Source organism: Nostoc sp. PCC 9305 (genome assembly GCF_963920915.1).
GTDB lineage: Bacteria > Cyanobacteriota > Cyanobacteriia > Cyanobacteriales > Nostocaceae > Nostoc.
On the sequence record NZ_CAWUDN010000049.1, the window covers coordinates 14,062 to 34,296 of the forward strand.

At 42.2% G+C, this 20,235-nt stretch carries 16 protein-coding genes and 2 tRNA genes; 7 read left to right on the top strand and 11 right to left on the bottom strand.

Going from position 1 to position 20,235, the window contains the following annotated elements; all coding sequences use genetic code 11:
• Position 1: 1 nt before the first annotated feature.
• The 3 genes from ACM0OX_RS18940 to ACM0OX_RS18950 form a co-directional block, all read right to left on the bottom strand.
• The gene (locus tag ACM0OX_RS18940; protein ID WP_414516605.1) at positions 2-958 is read right to left on the bottom strand and encodes a glycosyltransferase family 2 protein; all 957 of its coding nucleotides are present in this window, start codon (positions 956-958) and stop codon (positions 2-4) included.
• Positions 959-982: 24 nt separating this feature from the next.
• A complete protein-coding gene (locus ACM0OX_RS18945) occupies positions 983-1,915 on the bottom strand; it encodes a glycosyltransferase (protein WP_414516606.1) in 933 nt (310 codons plus the stop codon).
• 168 nt (positions 1,916-2,083) lie between these two features.
• Complete coding sequence (locus ACM0OX_RS18950) at positions 2,084-2,911, bottom strand: hypothetical protein (RefSeq protein WP_414516607.1); 828 nt, start codon at positions 2,909-2,911, stop codon at positions 2,084-2,086.
• 244 nt (positions 2,912-3,155) lie between these two features.
• Here ACM0OX_RS18950 and cobU point away from each other — a divergent pair, with 244 nt between their 5' ends.
• The 5 genes from cobU to ACM0OX_RS18975 all read left to right on the top strand — a co-directional run bounded on the left by cobU (position 3,156) and on the right by ACM0OX_RS18975 (position 9,597).
• Complete coding sequence (gene cobU, locus ACM0OX_RS18955; RefSeq protein WP_414516608.1) at positions 3,156-3,731, top strand: bifunctional adenosylcobinamide kinase/adenosylcobinamide-phosphate guanylyltransferase; 576 nt, start codon at positions 3,156-3,158, stop codon at positions 3,729-3,731.
• Positions 3,732-3,783: 52 nt separating this feature from the next.
• Positions 3,784-4,203 (top strand): hypothetical protein, encoded by a 420-nt coding sequence (locus tag ACM0OX_RS18960; protein WP_414516609.1) that lies wholly within the window; start codon positions 3,784-3,786, stop codon positions 4,201-4,203.
• 246 nt (positions 4,204-4,449) lie between these two features.
• Complete coding sequence (locus ACM0OX_RS18965; RefSeq protein ID WP_414516610.1) at positions 4,450-5,409, top strand: ribonuclease Z; 960 nt, start codon at positions 4,450-4,452, stop codon at positions 5,407-5,409.
• A 642-nt stretch (positions 5,410-6,051) separates the two neighbouring features.
• Positions 6,052-8,244, top strand: coding sequence for a GumC family protein (locus ACM0OX_RS18970; RefSeq protein ID WP_414516611.1), 2,193 nt, complete (start codon positions 6,052-6,054; stop codon positions 8,242-8,244).
• A gap of 207 nt (positions 8,245-8,451) precedes the next feature.
• Positions 8,452-9,597, top strand: coding sequence for a SpoIID/LytB domain-containing protein (locus tag ACM0OX_RS18975; RefSeq protein WP_292814427.1), 1,146 nt, complete (start codon positions 8,452-8,454; stop codon positions 9,595-9,597).
• Between the two features lie 95 nt (positions 9,598-9,692).
• Here ACM0OX_RS18975 and ACM0OX_RS18980 read toward each other — a convergent pair whose 3' ends face one another.
• Complete coding sequence (locus ACM0OX_RS18980) at positions 9,693-10,997, bottom strand: hypothetical protein (protein WP_414516612.1); 1,305 nt, start codon at positions 10,995-10,997, stop codon at positions 9,693-9,695.
• Between the two features lie 216 nt (positions 10,998-11,213).
• On the opposite strand from ACM0OX_RS18980, the gene ACM0OX_RS18985 reads away from it, so the two are divergent.
• Entirely contained in the window at positions 11,214-11,693 is a 480-nt protein-coding gene (locus tag ACM0OX_RS18985) for a hypothetical protein (protein WP_289795230.1), read from the top strand.
• A gap of 89 nt (positions 11,694-11,782) precedes the next feature.
• Here ACM0OX_RS18985 and ACM0OX_RS18990 read toward each other — a convergent pair.
• From ACM0OX_RS18990 to ACM0OX_RS19015, 6 genes are all read right to left on the bottom strand, one after another.
• Positions 11,783-11,854 (bottom strand) — tRNA-Gln (locus tag ACM0OX_RS18990).
• A gap of 250 nt (positions 11,855-12,104) precedes the next feature.
• Positions 12,105-12,902: a WecB/TagA/CpsF family glycosyltransferase gene (locus ACM0OX_RS18995; protein ID WP_414516613.1), complete on the bottom strand. Its 798-nt coding sequence runs from the start codon at positions 12,900-12,902 to the stop codon at positions 12,105-12,107.
• Positions 12,903-13,438: 536 nt separating this feature from the next.
• A complete protein-coding gene (locus ACM0OX_RS19000) occupies positions 13,439-13,639 on the bottom strand; it encodes a hypothetical protein (RefSeq protein WP_414516614.1) in 201 nt (66 codons plus the stop codon).
• Positions 13,640-13,672: 33 nt separating this feature from the next.
• Positions 13,673-13,756, bottom strand: a tRNA-Leu gene (locus tag ACM0OX_RS19005).
• A gap of 90 nt (positions 13,757-13,846) precedes the next feature.
• Positions 13,847-14,986 carry an alpha-hydroxy acid oxidase gene (locus tag ACM0OX_RS19010; RefSeq protein WP_414516615.1) on the bottom strand — a complete coding sequence of 380 codons (1,140 nt, stop codon included), beginning with the start codon at positions 14,984-14,986 and terminating at the stop codon, positions 13,847-13,849.
• Positions 14,987-15,452: 466 nt separating this feature from the next.
• Positions 15,453-15,686 carry a hypothetical protein gene (locus ACM0OX_RS19015; RefSeq protein WP_094349603.1) on the bottom strand — a complete coding sequence of 78 codons (234 nt, stop codon included), beginning with the start codon at positions 15,684-15,686 and terminating at the stop codon, positions 15,453-15,455.
• Positions 15,687-15,846: 160 nt separating this feature from the next.
• Here ACM0OX_RS19015 and ACM0OX_RS19020 point away from each other — a divergent pair, with 160 nt between their 5' ends.
• Entirely contained in the window at positions 15,847-18,021 is a 2,175-nt protein-coding gene (locus tag ACM0OX_RS19020) for an NAD(P)/FAD-dependent oxidoreductase (protein WP_414516616.1), read from the top strand.
• Between the two features lie 61 nt (positions 18,022-18,082).
• On the opposite strand, the gene ACM0OX_RS19025 is transcribed toward ACM0OX_RS19020, so the two are convergent.
• A complete protein-coding gene (locus ACM0OX_RS19025) occupies positions 18,083-19,600 on the bottom strand; it encodes a hypothetical protein (protein WP_414516617.1) in 1,518 nt (505 codons plus the stop codon).
• Positions 19,601-20,235 lie beyond the last annotated feature (635 nt).

Sequence of the window (20,235 nt, forward strand, 5' to 3'; positions counted from 1 at the left end):
ATCAGGAATCAATGGTCAATAGCTTTGCTTCTGCTTCTCTGCTCCCCTGTTCCTCTGCTCCCTCCTTCGGGATAGTTGCAGTATTTAAGTGACCACCACAGTTGCGTAATTCGTAAAGTTTAACGCCAATCTGATATTCATATTGACTCAGCAATCGCCCATATATATATCCTGCTTTGCCATCTAAAAAACCGCGTTGAATTATATAAAACAAAATAAACCGCAACATCGGTTTAAATGGCAGGTGTACCCAAACTTTTTTCAGAAATCGTTTGCGTTGCACGGCATCGCCAAATAGATTAGCGCCGATAGTGCCGCTATCATCTTTACCCGTAAGAATATTAAAATAAACCCTGGCTTCCCAGTTTGAATATCGGTTGTGGCGTTCTAACCAGTGGTAAAGGTCGCGGAAGTCTTCGTGGAGCATATCATTTTTGAGATACCCAACTTTCCCCTGCAAAACCACGTGTTCGTGAACTTCGTTATCACCAGTATTAGGAATATCTTCTGTATTTAGATTTTCGTAGCGACCTTTTTTATGTTGAAATAAACGTAGATTCCAATCAGGATATTTCCCACCATAACGAATCCATTTTCCTAAGAAAAATACGCGGCGGTTGAGATAATAACCTGTATATTCATCATTTTGAATTGCTTGTTCAATTTCTTCCCAGAGTTCGGGGGTGATACGCTCATCACAATCTACAATTAGCACCCATTCATTACGAAAAGGCAAATTATCTAAAGACCAATTTTTCTTTTTCGGCCAGCGTCCATTGAAGTTGAATTGCACGACATTTACACCGTGACTTTTAGCAATTTCAATGCTGTTGTCGGTACTTTGAGAATCTACTACAAATATTTCATCTGCTCTGCTGAGGCTAGTAAGGCAAGCAGGCAAGTTAGCTTGTTCGTTTTTTGCCGGAATTAGTACTGAAACTGGTATTTTAGATGACATATTGAGTAAAAATTATGTTACTGGTTATTTCTTATTTGATGTAGATAAAAGACCCTGAATAGCAGCATTTAAGTAACCAATCTGACCGTAAGCATACACCAGTTTGTCAAACCGTTCTGCTGGATCGGAGAAATACTGTAAAGCCTTATACAAGCCTCGCACAAACCGTTCGCTACCTCGCTGTAATTGAGCGATCCCAGCTTTACCAGCGAGTTGTTCTCGATAGCATTCACTGATACCCTGCCACCAGCCTCGGTTTAAAAACCAGGAGCGTTGGAGGCGCTCTGGAGCAACATTGTGAGCGACGAGTGCTTCGGGAATATAAGCGACTTGCCAACCACGCTGTAGAGCAAATTCGGTCATTTGCAGTTCTTCGTTAGATAATAAATTTTTACCCACTCGACCGAGATGGGGATCGAAACCGCCAATTTCTTCTAGGAAACTGCGGCGGATGGAATAATTTAAGCCTCTGGGTGTTAAGCCAGGTTGCTCAATGTAGATGTTACTATCACCTAAGTCGTATGCACCCAGATTTGCAGCTAGCCCCGGAGATAGCCATCGTGGTTGTTGAATTCCTGGGGGCCACAGGAGAGTGACTTTGCCACCTGCGATCGCTAGCTTAGAATTATTGTAATAAGCAGAATATAAAACTTGTAGCCAGCCCTTACTGGCAACGGCATCGTCATCTAGATAAGCAAGAATATCACCACTGGCTACCTTTGCACCCGTGTTACGGGCGACAGATAAACCAATGGTGGGTTCAAAAACATACTTCAGGCGCAGATTGTGGGCCCTTTCTTCTACAACCTCACGAGTGCGATCGCTAGATCCATTATCAACTATCACAATTTCAAAATCAGCAGCAAAATCCTGCTCTAAAAGACTATCAATTGCAGCCCCTAAATAGGTATCTCGATTGTGAGTACAGATAATGGCAGAGATTTGAGTATCTGGCATAGATTTAATTTTGGATTTGAGATTTGGGGCTTTCCTGCGGAACGCTACGCTCAGTCGAACGATTTTAGATTAAAATCTTAAATCCAACGCTATAACTGCTGAGAGTTAATCTAAACCAAAAGTTACCGACCTACCAACCGAGTTTCTTCGGAAATAATCTTTAAAACTTTACGTTTGTTGAATATGACTGTGTAAAACTACAAGAGTTTGTGCCAGTTGGCTAAGGCGGGTTTCCAAAGATTGCTTGCGCCCTAACAGTTGACGTAACTTTTGGTAACGAGCGATCGCCATACTAACATTGGGAACCTGATCCGGTGGACATGGACGCGACCAAACTTTACCAGTATCGTCTACACCACAGAGGCGATAGCCAGTAATAGATGATTGATAAGATACTTTTCCACCAGCGGCACAAATTTCTTCTACGTAGTTCATTAGGCGGTCAACTTCTGCATGGCGCAGTGTCGCAGTTCCTCCTGGTTCTGGTTCGGTGGGATTGGATTCTAACCAGCCATTGACAATTGGCCCTTCTAAGTAAATATCCTGAATTTGTTTTAATATATTTTGCAATTCTATTTGCCAGCCAGCGACAGTTTCCTGAATTTCTTGCAATAGATTCATCGCTAATGCTGGATTCGCACCGTGGCGATGACTACTGAAAGTCGGAGTTTTCAACTTGGGTAGGCTGGGTGTTCTGTTACCATTCTCTTCTGCTTGAAAGGTCTGCACAGATTCATGATGAGGAAAGAAATTTTGGTCAGAAGGATAATCAATCTCAGTATTTACACTTGAGTCAACTGTTTTTCCTTGTGATTTGACTTCCCCATCCTGAGAGGATGGAATTTGTGTACTTTCTGTAGGTTCGTTAGCTCCGACGCTGATTCTAAAAGAGAAAGGCCGTTTTGTTGTCGAATCAGTTGTTTCGGCAGTAGAGTCAGTGCCGCGATTCCCTAAATCGTGTAGAGTTGCTTCAATGCGTTTTAAGCCTGCGTTCATAAAGACATCCTAAAGTTTGCTGTCCCCAGTAGTATTGAATAATTAAGAATGGGGTAGTTGGGATTTTTGGCTTTTGCCAGTTGTAGCATCTAATGATGTTGGTGCTAATTTTATCCCTTAAAAGTTATTTGAAACAAAAAATCTCACCAATGAAGTAAAAAAATGTGGCGATCAATTGTAACCGTGGGTATGTAGTCGAAACACTGCCTCCTGCCTCTTTTGTTAAAATATTCAGTAAAAAACTTTGGGTAAAATCATCTTAGTAACAGGGCCAGCACGATCTGGTAAAAGCGAATGGGCAGAAACTTTAGCTATGCAGTCAGGAAAAGCAGTTGTTTATATAGCAACAGCCACCGATAACCCAGACGATGAAGAATGGCATCAACGCATTTTAGAACACCAACAACGTCGTCCCCAAGACTGGGTAACTCTATCTGTACCTGTGGAACTGTCTGCTACCCTCGCTGATGCCAAACCCTATACTTGCCTCTTAGTTGATTCTTTAGGGACTTGGGTTGCTAATCTCCTAGAACAGGACGAATCTAGCTGGGAAAATACCCTTGCAGAGTTTTTAGAGACGGTGGAATTGGTTGCTGCTGATATGCTGTTTGTAGCAGAAGAGGTCGGTTGGGGTGTGATACCAGCTTATCCCCTTGGAAGGGCGTTTCGCGATCGCCTCGGTTCTTTAGTACGCCAGCTAGCAACACTTAGCGAAACTGTTTATTTAGTGACTGGCGGCCATGTTCTCAATCTCAGCATCCTTGGTTCGCCATTGCCAAATAGAGCTGATGCTGGAACATTCAGGAGTCAAGATTCTTAACTGTTGATTCAAATTAATCCCAAATCTAAAATCTAAAATCTAGAATTGTAATATGGCAACCAAACAAGAAGTTAAAGGATATCTTGCCTACTGGTTTCAGTTGGGTAAGAAAGTGATTACGGGCAACGGTAAGGCAAGCTTTTTGCCTGAATCGGTGCTAAATGGCGATCGCTATAGTCAAGAATTTGAAGAATGCTGGCAAAAAATTATTTCACCGGAATCGGGTGATTGTTACCTTGAGGGTACACATGAGACTATTGCTGAATTGTTGACATCAGCATGGGATATGCTACTTTGTGGCCGATGCAGTATGCCAGTAGCCGCGCGAAACGTCGGGATGCCGGCATTGTTATGTCCCTGCAATGATTTACCTAACTGGCCAAATACTGAATTGCCAGCACCGCGAGAGCCAATCAAAACTCAAGACCAACTCCAAACAATTCGCGATCGGCTTGTAAAGAATATTACATAAACAAACAACAAATTTGGAAATCTGAGAACTTTTTTCTAATTTTCTAATTATTTGATTATTTTAATTTCTCCTGTAGTGTCCTTGAATCTGACTACAGAATTTTTATATGCCTGTACTAGCTAGTGGAAAATAACTATTGGTTCTTAACTATGCCCAATCCCCAAAATCCTAAATATTTTACTCATTAACCGTGCCACTATAGAAAATAGAGCTGCAAATTGAGCAATAGGAAGACTAAAGAACACTGTGCAGATAACATTCTTAGGGACGAGTTCCGGTGTACCCACGCGATCGCGCAATGTTTCCAGTGTCGCTCTGAGATTACCCCAAAGGGCAGAACTCTGGTTATTTGACTGTGGCGAAGGTACTCAGCATCAAATTATGCGGAGTGAACTCAAAATGAGTCAACTCTCCCGAATTTTTATCACCCACATGCACGGCGACCATATCTTTGGCTTGATGGGACTTCTTGCTACTTGCGGCTTGGCTGGCAATGTGGAACGAATTGATATCTATGGGCCACCTGGATTAAATGATTACATTCAATCCGCTTCACGTTACTCCTACACACACTTTTCTTACCCGATCAAAGTTCACGCCATCCGTCCAGGGGTAATTTATGAAGACGATGACTTCACCGTTAGCTGTGGTAATTTGCATCATCGCATCACAGCTTTCGGCTACCGAATAGCCGAAAAAGACCGAGCCGGACGCTTTGATGTGGAAAAAGCTAAGGCGTTGCAAATTCCTCCTGGTCGGGTTTACGGTCAACTCAAGCGGGGTGAAACTGTCACCCTTGCTGATGGAAGGGTAATTGATGGCACCCAATTGTGCGGCCCTACAGAAATTGGTCGAAAGATTGCCTATTGTACAGACACAATTTATTGTGACGGTGCAGTGCAATTAGCTCATGATGCAGATGTATTAATTCACGAAGCAACCTTTGCCCATCAAGATGCAGATATGGCTTTCCAGCGGTTGCATTCCACAACCACAATGGCAGCGCAAACAGCTTTAGCTGCTGGGGCACGTCGGCTGATTATGAGTCATTTCAGTCCCCGCTATGCTCCCGGAAATACCTTGGAGTTAAAGGATCTTCTCAAGGAAGCTCGTGCTATTTTTCCCCGTACTGATATGGCTCACGATTTTATGATTCATGAAGTACCCAGACGACGGGAAATAGAGTTAACCAAGGTAAGTGTTTAAATTTTGGACTTTCCTGTGGGACGCTACGCGTAGCGTCCCGTAGGGAAGGAGTACGGCTACGCTCAGTTGAACGATTTTAGATTTTAGATTTCTTATTGAACGCTTCTAATCTAAAATCTAAAATTAACCAGGTTCTATCTTAGATTTTAATAGTCTCAATCATAAGATCAAGCAAATAAACAGTAGCTTCGTTTTCCGAGTAAGTCAACTATTTAACCAACAATTTACGGTTAACTAGATGTATCAAGAATATACAAATAGTATGGTTTAAATATTTTTATCAATGTGTTTTTTATATTACAAGTTATCAAAATAACTTTAATATATATAGTAAGATTGTGAGTCGGATAAGTTGATACTCAAATACTTAGAAAAAATAATTAATTTTTCGTCAAGATTTTTATTCCTTAAATAAAATATTTATTAAAAATTTATACTTCCAACACTGATTAAGAATTTATATGCATGAATTGATGAACATGAAAGCGCCAGTTGGCATAATATTGTGCCAAATTAGCTTGTCATTGTTGGAAGAAGAATTAAGTATGCGATCGCAGCTATTAGGTGTAAAAAAAAATCATTTCATATTTATCATAAATCTTCCAAATAAATATAGTGTTTCGATATTAGAGGAGTTTAATAGTGGCTAAGACTAGTCTGAATCAAGAGCAACAGGTTACTACTTCAACACAAGGCGCAGTTGACATCAGACAACTATCTACTATTTTGCTTCGCCGACGCTTTCTGATCTTTGGGGTTTCCTGTGTAGTGATGTCAGTTGCTAGCCTCTTGGCTATCAATGCCAAACCCACTTATCAGAGCAATATGCAGATATTGGTGAATTCCAATTTATCTGAAGGGTCACAGTCAAATACTCAGGTTACTAATTCAAATTCTCAAGTTATTGATTCCACTACTCAGATGAAACTCATGCTGAGTTCTAAGTTGCTTCAGAAAACTATAGATTTACTCCATTCTGATTATCCCGATCTTACTTTACAAGATATCAATGGTCAAAAAGAACATAACAGAAAAGCACCTTTAGAAGTAACTCCAGAAGCGGGAGGCATAGGAGCAAATAAAGTTTTTAATCAGGCATTTAAAGTTTCTTTTCATGATGACGATCCAGTAAAAGCACAAAGAGTACTTCAAGCGCTACAGAAAGTCTATCAAAACTACAACAAACAGCAGCAAAAAGAACGTCTGAATCAGGGATTAGCTTTTGTAAATACTCGCCTACCTGAAGTCAAAAAAGAGGTAAGTAAAGCTGAGAAAAACTTAGAACAGTTTCGCAAAAAACATAAATTACTTGATCCCGAAGTCCAAAGTAAAATTCTGCTAGAATCTCTAGCCGATATTCAACAACAGTTGCAAACCACTCGTGCCAACCTTCAAGATGTAAATGCCCGCTACGATAACCTAGAGCAACTAATAGCGTCTTCGTCGCAGCAGAATACACTACTTTCTTCTCGTTTAAATCAGTCAAGCCGCTACCAAGCATTATTAAGTGAAGTTCAAAAGACTGAACTAGCATTGGCTAAGGAGCGACTCCGCTATACAGATGATTATCCATCGGTACAAAAATTAAAACAGCAACGCCAAAGTCAACTTTCCCTCTTACGAGAAGAGGTTAAAACTATTACTAATACTAGTAAGGAAAAGCCTTTATTCAAAGGACAAATGTTAGGAGTCGATCCAACGCTAGTAGATGAGTTTGTTTTAGTACAGACAAGTGTTTTAGGACTAACTGCCAATGAAAAGAATCTAGTCGAGTCAGAACAGCAGATACGCTCCGAGCTAAACAAATACCCAAGTTTAATAGCAGAATATAATCGTTTGCTGCCAAAGGTAGAAACTAGTCGCAAAAACCTTGAACAACTAATCCAGGTGCAACAGTCATTAGGACTAAAAATTGCTCAGGAAGGATATAACTGGCAAGTTTTGGCAGAACCTTCTCCTGGTATTTATATGGGTAACAACAGATTATTACTTTTGATTGGAGGAGCAGTAATTGGGCCGATTTTAGGTATTTTAGGGGCCCTGATTTTGGAAAAGTTTAATGACGCTATTTATTGTGCCGGAGATTTAAAGAAACTGACTAACCTACGTGTATTGGGATCGGTACCAAAACTACAGTCAGGTGGTATCAAAAAACGGCGCATAGGGCTGCCTTGGAATGTCAGAATCAGCTCAGATTCTTCTGTAATAGAAACTAGTCATAAATTGCCCGTCCATGAAACTTTGGATATGATTTACCAAAATATTCAAATATTAAAATATCCCTTACCATTCAAGTCGCTGATGTTTACTTCCGCACTACCAGAGGAAGGAAAGACAACCTTAGTATTAGGGCTTGTAGCTAGCGCTGCGCGGATGCATAGACGGGTATTAGTAATTGATGCCAACCTACATAATCCTAGCCTACACAAAATCTTGGAACTATCCAATGATTGGGGACTCTCTCTGTTATTAGTTGATGAGACAACTACTCATTTTCAAGATTACATCCAGCCCATTCACCCCTCCATTGATATTTTGACTGCTGGGCCAGAACCAGAAGACACAGTGAAGTTGCTCAGTTCTCAACGGATGAAAGAACTAATAGAGGTGTTTGAGCAAAATTATGACCTAGTACTAATAGATGCTCCATCTATTTTAGGCACGGTTGATGCCAGGATTGTGGCATCTTTTTGCAGTGGTATTGTAATGGTAGAGCGCATGGGGAAAGTGACTCGAACTGAACTGACTCAAGCAATAGAAATTTTGAGTAAGTTGAATTTAATTGGAATTATCGCTAATGAAGCGAGCAATTCTCAAAAGGTATTGGCATCGTAAATCGAAGAATAAAAGTTTCTCTTCCACAGCAGTAAGATTTGGACGATTCACTTTCCCTAATTTCTGATTTCTACCTTATAGCTAAAGTAAAATGCATAATTAGTAGGAGGTGGCAACCTCCTGCGTTGGAGAACTGTCTCATCTTAAAGTAGTAGACGCCATAATCCAGAGGCGTCAATTAGATACTAGTGTGATTAGATGATCGGTATGAAATTCCAACTTTACTTAGGCTCTTTATTTTCTCAGATTAAAGTACGTTATTGGTGGGTAAGTATCTTTTTGTGGATAGCTTTGGTTGCCCCAGCCCAAGCGTCTGTAATCCTACGTGTGGCAATTGAGAGGGGCGTTAATCAGGTAAAAGTGGGTAGTTCCACCACTGGCATCGTTAAGGATAGTACTGGCCGGACTCTTGGACAGTTGCCAGCAATGAGCGCATATTATGCTCAAGCCGTTCCTGGCGGTGTTGCTTTAGATAAGTGGCAGTCTGGTTTGTTTTGGATTGAGCCAACTGGTAAAGGATTTGTTTATATTGGCGATCGCTGGTATCGAGGCAGAACTCTGGTTGTCCCCACAGAAAAAGGCTTAACGGCTGTTAACTGGGTTGACGATCAAGAATATCTCTACAGCGTTCTCGGTGGCGAAATGGATGCTAGCTGGCCCCAAGAAGCACTAAAAGCCCAAGCGATCGCAGCCCGCACTTATGCCCTCTACGAACGAGAAAAACAACGAAATAATCCCGTTTACGATTTAGGCAATACCCCCGATCGCTGGCAAATTTACAAAGGTGTCATCAGTGAATCTCCTGCGACTTATGCCGCAGTGGATTCCACACTAGGGCAGGTACTAACTTACAAAAATCGGATTATTCTCTCAGTTTTCCATGCTTGTTCTGGGGGACACACTGAAAACGTAGAAGATGTCTGGGGAAGCAGCGAACCTTATCTACGTGCTGTTCAAGACTACGATCAAAACATCCGCGAGTGTAATTGGGTGAAGACCTTCTCGCCCAGTGAAATTAGCGCTAAATTTCCAGAGGTGGGCAGTGTGACGGCGATGATTCCAGAGACATACTCACCTTTCCGCAGTGTTAAAGTTTTAAAAATTGTCGGCAATAAGGGCACGAAGGTACTACAGGGCGAGGAAGTGCGAACAGCCCTCAAGTTAAAAAGTACCAAATTTAGCGTCACCAAGGGGGCCGATGGTAGTTTTGTACTGCAAGGGCTTGGCTACGGTCATGCTTTAGGCATGAGTCAGTGGGGGGCGTACAATCTGGCTCGGCAAGGAGTGAACCACCTGCAAATTTTGGGACATTATTATCAAGGTGTAGCTCTAACACCAATTCAGGCGAAGTAATCAGGGATTGGGCATTGGGGATTAGGGATTGGGCATTGAGGACTGATTATTAATTCTTCTCCCCCTGCCCCTCTGCTCCCCTGCCCCTCTGCTTCTTATTCCCCACTCCCCCGTTCTAAGCGCCGTTGCCATTCAGCGTCAATTTGTGCAGAACGCTCAACTTCCTGGTCGAGTAAGTCAGTTTCGCTAGAATACACTAAATCTTCATTGCCAATTACTTTTTCTGTTGCAAATTGTTGGGCATAGTTGATTTTTTGTTGCAAAGGTGCATCAGGACTTGCCAATAGCCTTGCTCTGGAAAGGCGATCGCGGTTGCGATCAACAATCTTCCGATTACGCCACCGAATCCAGAAATAACGCAATAACGGTATACCTAAAAAACCTACTCCGTAAGCCAATAGCAGCCAATAAATTCCTTGCACAAAAGCTACCAGTCCACCTAACTGGACGGCAACAGTGCCATCTCTCAACAAACTTCCCAGTACTAAAGCACCAACAAAATTTAGTACACCTAACCCAGCACTCAGCATAATTTGCCCGGAACTTGCGGCGCTAAAACGCCAGGGAAATTCCTCTAAGTAATCTGATATTGCATAACGGCGCTTTTTAACTGCACTCACCTGCAATTCTGGGAAGTAATAAACAATTTGACCTTCTGGACTTACCCCTGGTTGCCCATTAAATCGCGTCAGAACGGGCAGCATATAATCTTCGTATTCTCTTGTGTATCCCTCGCCAATGTCATCCAAATATGGGGTAATTTGTTCTGCTACCACTGCACCACGGTTACTCCGAATCACCGTAGCAATTTCTTGCCAGCGACGTTCTTCTAAGTTGGCATTAGGATTACCATCGCCAAACAAAAACGAAAACACAGCTTCAAAGAAATTCAGATTGCTTTCTTCCCGGCTTTCACGTCGTCGTTCCTGGTAGTGGGTGTCATAATTTGGGCTAAGATACCAAAATAAATTTGGAAAATAGAAGAAGCCTCCACCGCCGGAATTACTGCCCCGATTGCCGCCGCCGCCGTCACGGTCTGAATTGGCAGCAGTAACAATCATAAAGATGGTAATAGTTATCAGAGCGATGGAAACAGTTAAGAAAATTCCAAAAGAAATGCGAATCAGATAAAACAGAACACTCCAGACTTTTTTCCACCATTCCTGCAATCGTAGCCGGAAGTATTTATTACGCAAAATTGCTCGAAAATTTTGTGGAAAAAGGAAAACTATATCACCTGAATCCGCTACCTGTAAATGTCCGCCAGCATCAGATGCCAGGGCTAATAAGCTTTGATTAGCTTCAGCGACGTTCAATCCTGCCTGAGTTGCCACATCACCAACGGTGACACGGTACCCCAGTTGTTCCACAGCCTGCATGATGGTGGGACTGGGAGCCATTGCTCTCCCCTCCTATTGAAAATTATTCCTTTTCTTAAGTATAAAGTTTTATTTTGAGCGACTTAGCAGGGGTAGAGGTAACAATTCAAAATTCAAAGTGTTGACGTTCGGTCTTCAACTCTTTAATTGACTAGACAATCAACAAATGATCTGACACGCAAAATGATATAATTACTTGCCTCAGCTTGGTTAAATCAGCAAATTTTCTACTCAAATATGGTTCAATACACTCTCGCTCAAAGCCCAGAAATTATCCTTACTGTTTCTGGAAAAGATTCAGCCAAAGCTCGTGATAAAGCAATGGATCAGCTAATGGAACTGATGGATGCAGGTAAGCTACCCACGGAACTGGAAGAAGGATTTGGCCCTCAACAATTAATTGAGGTAAAAGAGTCAAATATTGATACTGCTAGTGGTGAGGATAGTATTACCCAAGCTGTCCAGATTCTGAGTAACTTGGCGACGCTCAAGCTGAAAGTTCAGGAGTCACGAGCTGAAGCGTTGGAAATTCGCAAAGCTGTTGATATTCTGTTTACTGATGACTCCGTGACTGAAGAGGAAATTACTCGACTCAAGGAAGGTTTTAAAGTTCTCAAAAATTTTGCTCAAGCTAATGTGCGTTACCAAGAAGCGCGGTCTAAAGCAGAACTAGCTAGGCAGACTCTAGATCAAGCTCTCAAATCTCCTGATAAGTAACATTTACAGAATTAGATGCATTGAGACACATCTTAAAAATGCAATTAAATACTCTAAAAGACAGGCGTAATAGCCTGTCTTCAGATTAACTGGGGCGCTAGGATTCGAACCCAGGGATGGCGAGACCAAAACCCGCTGCCTTACCACTTGGCGACGCCCCAACAATTTCACTATGGTTAATATAACACTTAGTCCTGGGTTAATGTCAAGTACTTTAATAGTTGATTTCAGATAATCGGTTTTTACAGCTGGATAGTGATTGGTGGGAATCCTTGTACTTGAATTCTTTCATCACTTTCAGGTGAACCCTTGAATCTTCGTGCTTCAGGCAGAAAATTTTTTCCTTAGCATCTAAAGTCTGGTTCTCTTGATGATGAACCGCTTTGAGTCAGTCTCACCTATTTTTTTTCTTTAATCCCCAGTCTCGTGAAGGAAGACCCCTGCAATCCGACTTGATGATAATAGTTGCTTAGTAGCCAGCCATATAAAGAGTGGAATAGTCTTAGCATAGCGGCCGCAAAGTCGGCGCGGTTCTTGAATCCATCGATACAGCCATTCAAGTCCTAAGTCTCGAACTATGCGGGGTGCGCGCTTATGAATTCCGGCATAAACTGGGAAAACTCCACCCAGTCCAATCATTACAGCTTGTATTTTGCCCTTATGTTGAGCTATCCAATTTTCTTGTTTGGGACATCCCAAAGACACTAAGACAGCGCTAGCACCACTAGAGTTGATCTTTTGAACTAAGGCTTCGTCTTCAATTTCAGTTAGGGGACGAAAGGGTAGAGGTTCCATTGCCGCAATCTTTATCTGCGGAAATTCCTTCTCTAACCTGTTTTGCATCCTAGACAGAATTTCTGTTTGGGAACCTACAAAGAAAATACTCAGATTTTGTGTTTGAGTTAGCTGACACAATGCGAGAAAAATATCCATCCCTGCCACACGGTCTTGGTAAAGCGCTCCCATTTTTCGCATCATCCAAACCAGAGGCATACCATCAGGAGTAACTATATCTGCATTTCGCAATATGGTGGCAAACTCTGGATTCCAATGGGCTTCAATGAGCATGTGTACATTGGCTACATATACAGTTTTACTCTCACGCCTACTCGCCCACTTCACTATTGTTTGTATCTGGTCGTCAAACCGTAAAGCAGTAATAGGAAAATCAAGCACTTTTTTAGTAGGTAGAAGCACTCTCGCCACCATCAATAACTCCTGTATCCAAGAAAACAATTCATAGATTACCTAGACCAATCCCAATGACTTAATATTCGGATTGGATGACTCCTGACTTTTTGTAGGCTTGTGTCATTGTTGGAAGTTAACACATGGAGGTGCAATTGCCTTTTTAGTATACTTTTGGCCTAATCGGTAATACTAGAATTATTTACTGCTGTGTCCTAGCTTACTGTTTTATGTTAAGGATTTTAGACACTGCTTGACAAAATTCATACTTCCTTCATAATTAATTTTTGGTTAGTTCATCCAAGCATTATAATTGCGATAAATTCCTAGAGAGAAGCTGCATACAAAGTAGTATATACTACTTAATTGCTTAAGTGTAAATGTAAAATAATAGCCACTTAATACGCAGATTTTATACGTAAATATGCGCTTAAAAGGTTGAATTAAAATTAGTATATTTTAATGGCTAATAATTTTTTCTTATGATTTCCAAATTTATTACAGATTTAATTTAGTCTCTGTATTGAAAAATCTCTAAATTTTATTTTTTTCTGAAATCAAAGCCCAAAAAATAAGGGAAAGATAAACTTATCTTTCCCTGCTCTTTCATTTTTGTTATTGTCTGGCTTGTTACTTTCTTTAAGTCTTTGGCGTAACATTTGCCTTTGTTTTTTCAGTTGACGCTTCCTAGCAGAACCGCCTCTACCTTTATCATTCCTGCCTTCTTTACGGGGAGATTCCCATCTTTTCAGGCGCATAAGTTTTTCACCTCTTTAGCACTTGTTTGGTAGTGGGCAGGAGGAGAATCGAACTCCTATGACCGTAAGGCCGCCACATTTTGAGTGTGGTGCGTCTACCAATTCCGCCACCCGCCCTTGTATCTAACCTTAACTAGTATACTCTAATTAAAAGATTTTGTAACAAGTCTGAAAATTATTTCTGAAAGTTTAGCTGGAATAACATTTCTAAGAATTTTCCGGCTTAAAGTGTGGCAGGGTTAATAAACTAGGCTCAATATCTTGTATCTTGGCACAGCCGCTAAGTGCCATTGCCACATTTAACTCATCTTGTAAAAGTGAGATGACATGAGATACGCCGATTTGTCCTGCTACCGCTAGTCCCCACAAAATAGGTCGTCCGATTAGTACTGCCTTTGCTCCTAATGCCAGAGCTTTGAGAATGTCTGTGCCTCTACGAATGCCGCCATCCAACACCACTTCTACTTTACCATCCACTGCCGCTACTATTTCAGCGAGGGCATCTAAAGAAGCGATCGCACCATCAAGTTGTCTGCCACCATGATTAGAAACAACAATTGCTTTGGCTCCATATTCTACAGATCGCACAGCATCATCTGGGCGTAAAACTCCTTTGATAATTAAAGGTAGTGGAGATAAAGATTGCAACCATTCCAAATCGTCCCAAGTAACTGCTGGGTTTAGCTGTTGGGCAAAGTAAGTAAATAATCCAGATTCGCCTTTTTCATGAGAAATATCTAGCCCTGAGATACTAGCAAGATTAGCTAGATGTAAGTCTTGGGGTAAGGCAAACTCATTACGTCTATCTCTCTCGCGCTGTCCGAGAACGGGTGCATCCACAGTGAGACAAAGTGCTTTGTAGCCTGCATTATAGGCTTTTTCTACCAAAGCACGAGTTAATCCCCGATCTTTATGGATGTAAAGCTGGAACCACCGCAGAGAATCTGGAAACTGATTACATGCAGTCGCCACTTCTTCAATGCTCTTTGTTGCCATTGTACTTAACACCATACCCACGCCAGCTGATGCAGCAGCTAGGGCCGTGGCAACTTCTCCGTCTGGATGGGCTAGACATTGAAAAGCCATTGGTGCAATTAACAAAGGTAGTTGCAGGGGTTGTCCTAAAATAGAGGTACTTAGATTGCGATCGCTCACATCGACTAATATCCGAGGTCGCAGTTTGACTCGCTCAAAGGCAGCACGATTATCTCGCAATGTGATTTCGTCCCAAGCACCACTGCTGTAGTAATCAAGTGTCGTTTGAGATAGATATTCTTTTGCTAGCTTTTCGTACTCAAAAAGGTTGATTGGTTGAAAGCGATCTTTATTAGATAAGTCGGTAGACATAATTAAATCTAAAATAAAACTTTTGTTCTTAGTGAGCGATTTATCTCTCTGCATAAGATTTTAAATGGCTAGAGCCGCTGACTACGATTATTCATTGTCCAGGCTTTCAAATGTATTTATTTTTACTTACTTAGTTAGCGATCGATCAACTTAGTTATGTGCCGAGATGTTGCTCCAACAGCATGAAGATTGCTCTCAAAAAAAAGACCTCTACTTTGCGCCAGAGGTCTTTCTGTTTCAGAACATTGTAAAATTCATAAGCAATGTAAAACGCTGATATGGTTAATTTAATAGCTTCTGTGCCATGAACGCAAAAATAGCAACCCAATCGACAATTCCATACTGACCATTATTATTACTCTTATACCGGAAATGCGTAGGCGCAGCCCGCCGCAGGCATCGCCAACATTTAGGTACAGACCTAGAAATCTAATGCTGCGACCAAAATTTCATCTTATCCAAGGTTTTAGGAGAACTTTTCCCAGGATTGGGCAACTAATTGGCTTAACCAGCGGCGTTGTTGCTGATCCAGCAGTGGATCGTCTGCTAACAACTGAGCGGTTAATTCTTCCAAAGATTGACCCTGAGCGCGGACAATTTTAATTACTCCAGCGATCGCACTGGCAACTAGTTCTTCATCAATCGGCTGTTGTCGTAGGGCAATAATTTCTTGGGGACTGTCTGGAATGGGATAATTCATGGCGTGGGTTTACAGAAATACAAAATGAACAATAAATTTGACAAACTCTTAAAATTTCTTCACTGAATCTTTATGAAACTAATAGGGCGGAGTTTACCTTACTTTGTGCCTTAAGAAAATCTGTCTTAGTGAGTAGATTGATGGGAGATGTCAGGAAAAGATGAAAGAAATCCTTTATTTAGAAGTTCCAACTCCAGAAACAGAAACTGTGCGTAGTTGGTTACAAACAGATTTTGAACCTGGAAATGGAGAAAAAGTGCTTACCCCGGAAGGCTTTCGCCTTCAAATACCCAGTGCTACTACACATACTGGAGTGAGTCTTTCCGAAAACTTGCCTATAGAACTTTCGGTATTTGTCTGGTCGGTGCAACGAACTACCTATCTGAAAGCGTTTCGCTGGGCAGAACAACCTTTTCCCAGTGAAGGACAAATTCTGCAACGCTTGACCAAGGAAATCAGAAGCCGTTTTCCGCATCATTACCCAGAACCGCCATCAATTGATTTATCCCAGCAATCAATATTTGCCGCACTAGGTTCTACTTATCCCCTTACCGTCAAGTATTTTCAGAAAATGCCCAACGGTGAATATGACCTAACTCGTGCCTATTGGTGGGAAAAACGATGGCGCGAAGGGGTGCGGAATCCGCAGCAGCCGCGTCAAGTGGTGTTTTCGCCGGGGAGTAAGGGAGCGGGGGAGCAGGGGAGCAGAGGAGAAGTTGCAGGAAGTCTTTCCCCTCTGCCCCTCTGCCCCTCTGCCCCTCTGCCTCTTGTACCCCATGCCCAGTACGACATTATCTATATCGGTGGCGCACTCGGTGCAATCCATGCAGCACTGATGGCAAAACTCGGATATAAAGTCTTGCTGGTGGAACGAATGCCCTTTGGGCGGATGAACCGAGAATGGAATATTTCGCGCGACGAGATTCAAAGCTTGGTTAACTTGGGTTTAGTCACCCCCGCTGAGTTAGAAACCATCATTGCCAGGGAATACAAAGACGGATTCAATAAGTTTTTTGATGCTAATAATCCAGCCAAACTGCGATCGCCCGTCCTCCACACACCCACAGTCCTAAATTTAGGTTTGGATTCCGAAAAATGGCTCCAAATGTGTGGGCAAAAATTGCAAGCGGCAGGCGGTGAAATTTGGGATGAAACAGAATTTATCCGTGCAGATATTGATATATCACAGGTAGTTTTGCAAGTCAAGCACTTGCCCAGTCAAATTGAGAAACAAGTAAGTGGACGACTGCTAATAGATGCAATGGGAACTGCCTCACCCATCGCTTGGCAATTAAACGGTGGTCGTGCCTTTGATAGTGTCTGTCCGACGGTGGGAGCGGCAATTGAGAGCGGATTTGAGCCGGGAGTATGGGATTCCCAATATGGGGACGTTCTTTACAGTCATGGGGATATTTCGCGGGGAAGGCAGTTGATTTGGGAATTGTTTCCCGCAGCAGACGAGGAACTGACAATTTATTTATTTCATTACCATGAAGTCAATGCTGAAAATCCCGGTTCTTTGCTGGAAATGTACGAGGACTTTTTCACAATTTTGCCAGAGTATCGCAGGTGCGATATGGACAAATTGGTGTGGAAAAAACCGACATTTGGGTATATACCAGGGCATTTTAGTGTGGGAAGTCGCGATCGCACAGTTGCCTTCGATCGATTGATTGCGATCGGTGATGCGGCATCACTCCAATCTCCCCTCGTTTTCACCGGTTTTGGTTCCCTAGTTCGCAACTTAGAGCGCTTAACAACGCTGTTGGATACTGCTCTCAAACATGACTTGTTGAGTTTCCGCCACCTGAACCAAATTCGCGCCTACCAAAGCAACGTTTCTGTGACTTGGCTATTTTCCAAAGGGATGATGGTTCCCACAGGTAAATTTTTACCACCCCAGCGGATTAACTCCATGCTCAACACCTTTTTTGGGCTGTTAGCAGACGAACCGCCAGAAGTAGCAGATAACTTCATCAAAGATCGGTGTGATTGGTTAACCTTTAACCGCCTAGCACTGAAAGCAGCTAGGAAAAATCCTGCCTTGCTTTTATGGATTTGGGAACTTGCTGGCCCTAGAGATTTAGGGCGATGGCTTGGTAGTTATTTCACCTTCGGTCGTCATGCCCTGGTTAGTGCTTTATTAAGTCCGTGGTTCCCGCGCTTCTTAAACCGGGTAGGTTCTTGGCTAGAACCCCGGAATCCAGGCTTGTGGCTGTGGCTGTTGGCGATTAATTATGCGATCGCCACAGGCAAACCGCGATCGCGCAGTCAGGTGGCAAAATCCAACCCAGAAGCCATTATTCCGAAGTCAGAAGCAAGGATTCTGAATTAGGAATGGGGCATGGGGCATTGGGCATTAATCACTTGTACAGACGCGATTAATCGCGTCTCTCTTAACTCTTGGGGCGAAAATTCGGCAGTTCTACAGATGCTAATGACTTACGCCCCTTGGGTGGACGCTGGGGATAAACTACTGGCGAAGGTGAATTGTCATCATTGGTGTTATCACCTAATGACTCTGAGGACAAATCACTTGCTGACAATTGGGAAACTTCTGACCAGTAGTCTTCAGTTTCTCTAACAGGCGTTTCGGTGTGAGATGGAGTGGAGGAAATCGGTAAGTTATTGGCTGGTGAAAACACAGAATCCGTCGTCCAAGAAGTAGAGGTAGTTGCAGGAGAATTAATTTCTGCCTCCAAATCTTCCGACTGTGGATTTTCTAGTTCCTCATCGTCTTCTAAAATTGTTGCTAAAGTCTCCCAAATAGGGGCATCACTAACATCCGTTTTCGCAGTAGGTGGTGGTGATGTAGATGCAGGCTGGGAGGTGAAAAACATTTGGATTAAACTATCTAATTGCTGATCTAAATTTGATGAACCCGAAGGTGAAACTGCTTCAGTTGTATCTGGAGAATCATCAACTTCTGGAGATGGCGCGGGTTGTGTTGGCGTGTCTTTCTTAACTGTCCAGTTCCAAGGAGATGATGGCGGCGCAGAGCCTTCATTTCTTTGGAAGGGTATTGGTGCTGAGGGTTCACCCCAAGAATTATCTAGATCGTTACTTAAAGATTCTTCTTCTGCTGACCAAGGTTGAATTGGCTGGGCGTTAGGAAACAAAGACCGAGCTTTTCTAGAAAATCTTCCTTGGCTACTAGTTATGTCTTTAGGATGTTTTGCAGCATCCTCTAAGGAGTCATAGCTAGGAACCGATGTATCTAGACATTTTTCCAAAGCTGCTTTGAATTGCAGCGTCTGGCGTTGTTGTCGCATCAGTCTTGTACGTAACTCCCGACAAACATTTTCTGATTGCAATAACTGCTGAGATTGTTCGTTGTTATTAGTGTGTAGCAACGTACATTCTCGCTCTAACTGGGCCAGGCGTTGTTGGCTAATTTGTAGCTGTGCTTTATAAGTATCAGTGAAAATTTCCTGACGTTGAACAGTTTGTACAGCAGTTTCTAATTGTTGAAATAAAGATTTTATCTGTTCTTGAGCCGCAGCTAATTCCTGAGTGTGTTGGTTGAGCATCGACTCACTAACGCTAGAACGCGTTTTCTGCCACTGCAAAACCTTTTCTGACTCAGCTAGGTTGTCTTTTAGCTGCTCCACTTGTGCATACAAATTATTGTTAGCCGCACGTAATTCTTCGTTCAATGCCAGCAGGTTCTGAAATTCCGAGTCAATAAGTGCTTGTTTGCCGCTTTCAGGCTCCGCAACCCAGTCCTGCTGGGTGGTATCTTGTAAAAATTGTGTATCTTCCGCTGGCATGAGGAGTGGCAGTTTTTTAACTGTCATATTGTCATTAGGCACAACTGAGTAAAAGGGACAACTCGCCTGTTCTGATTGTGGCGAATTAGCAGAATTTAGGGATTCCATCACAGCCCCCTTGTTTGAGGTGTCAGCTTCATTCATCACTCTTGACTCACCTGCTTAAAAATATTCAGCAGTGCTGGCATTAGCATTGCTTATCAACTGTGTCTAATCAGGGTTTGCTCTAGAAGCTAAGTTTAACTCTCTCCAAGCACCAGCAATTAATCATCAATTGATGTTCCCCATTTTGTATCTAGACTGATGCCGTTATAACACTATGATGCTCTGCCCCGTCAAGAAGAGGTGGAAGGGGAACTCTGGCCGCCTTTGAGGATAGGCGAGAGAGAGGAGAAACCCGATACATTAAAAATAAAACTGTATTGGCTGGCTGAGGCAGTTTTTTATATGAAAAAACTGCCTCAGATTATACTTTATTTTTTATAATCGCATCTGTCTTAAGAAATAAATTATGATTGTCTCCTGAAATACATTTTGTAATGCCTTATTGAGTACTTAAATATAGATGTCCGTACAAGTATCTACTCTTCAATGATAATTCTCTCATCCTAAGCGATCGCTATTTAATGTCAGCAAACAACTAAGAGCTTCCACTATAACTGCAATGTTAAGAGATCCCGAACAATGCGAGTAAATACTTATAAAGCTTTAATAAAGATGTAACAAGCCGTCTAAGTAAAATATAAAACTTTGTTAAAGAGTAATCTCAACTCAGTCAG

What these genes read in the sequence shown, in the direction of transcription:
- ACM0OX_RS19015 (WP_094349603.1), bottom strand. Translation starts at nt 15,686, where the DNA reads ATGAATTATCCCATTCCAGACAGTCCCCAAGAAATTATTGCCCTACGA.
- ACM0OX_RS18995 (WP_414516613.1), bottom strand. Translation starts at nt 12,902, where the DNA reads ATGGTGGCGAGAGTGCTTCTACCTACTAAAAAAGTGCTTGATTTTCCT.
- ACM0OX_RS19025 (WP_414516617.1), bottom strand. Translation starts at nt 19,600, where the DNA reads ATGAATGAAGCTGACACCTCAAACAAGGGGGCTGTGATGGAATCCCTA.
- ACM0OX_RS18985 (WP_289795230.1), top strand. Translation starts at nt 11,214, where the DNA reads ATGGTTCAATACACTCTCGCTCAAAGCCCAGAAATTATCCTTACTGTT.
- ACM0OX_RS18960 (WP_414516609.1), top strand. Translation starts at nt 3,784, where the DNA reads ATGGCAACCAAACAAGAAGTTAAAGGATATCTTGCCTACTGGTTTCAG.
- ACM0OX_RS18950 (WP_414516607.1), bottom strand. Translation starts at nt 2,911, where the DNA reads ATGAACGCAGGCTTAAAACGCATTGAAGCAACTCTACACGATTTAGGG.
- ACM0OX_RS18940 (WP_414516605.1), bottom strand. Translation starts at nt 958, where the DNA reads ATGTCATCTAAAATACCAGTTTCAGTACTAATTCCGGCAAAAAACGAA.
- ACM0OX_RS18945 (WP_414516606.1), bottom strand. Translation starts at nt 1,915, where the DNA reads ATGCCAGATACTCAAATCTCTGCCATTATCTGTACTCACAATCGAGAT.
- ACM0OX_RS19010 (WP_414516615.1), bottom strand. Translation starts at nt 14,986, where the DNA reads ATGTCTACCGACTTATCTAATAAAGATCGCTTTCAACCAATCAACCTT.
- ACM0OX_RS19000 (WP_414516614.1), bottom strand. Translation starts at nt 13,639, where the DNA reads ATGCGCCTGAAAAGATGGGAATCTCCCCGTAAAGAAGGCAGGAATGAT.
- ACM0OX_RS18980 (WP_414516612.1), bottom strand. Translation starts at nt 10,997, where the DNA reads ATGGCTCCCAGTCCCACCATCATGCAGGCTGTGGAACAACTGGGGTAC.
- ACM0OX_RS18975 (WP_292814427.1), top strand. Translation starts at nt 8,452, where the DNA reads ATGAAATTCCAACTTTACTTAGGCTCTTTATTTTCTCAGATTAAAGTA.
- ACM0OX_RS19020 (WP_414516616.1), top strand. Translation starts at nt 15,847, where the DNA reads ATGAAAGAAATCCTTTATTTAGAAGTTCCAACTCCAGAAACAGAAACT.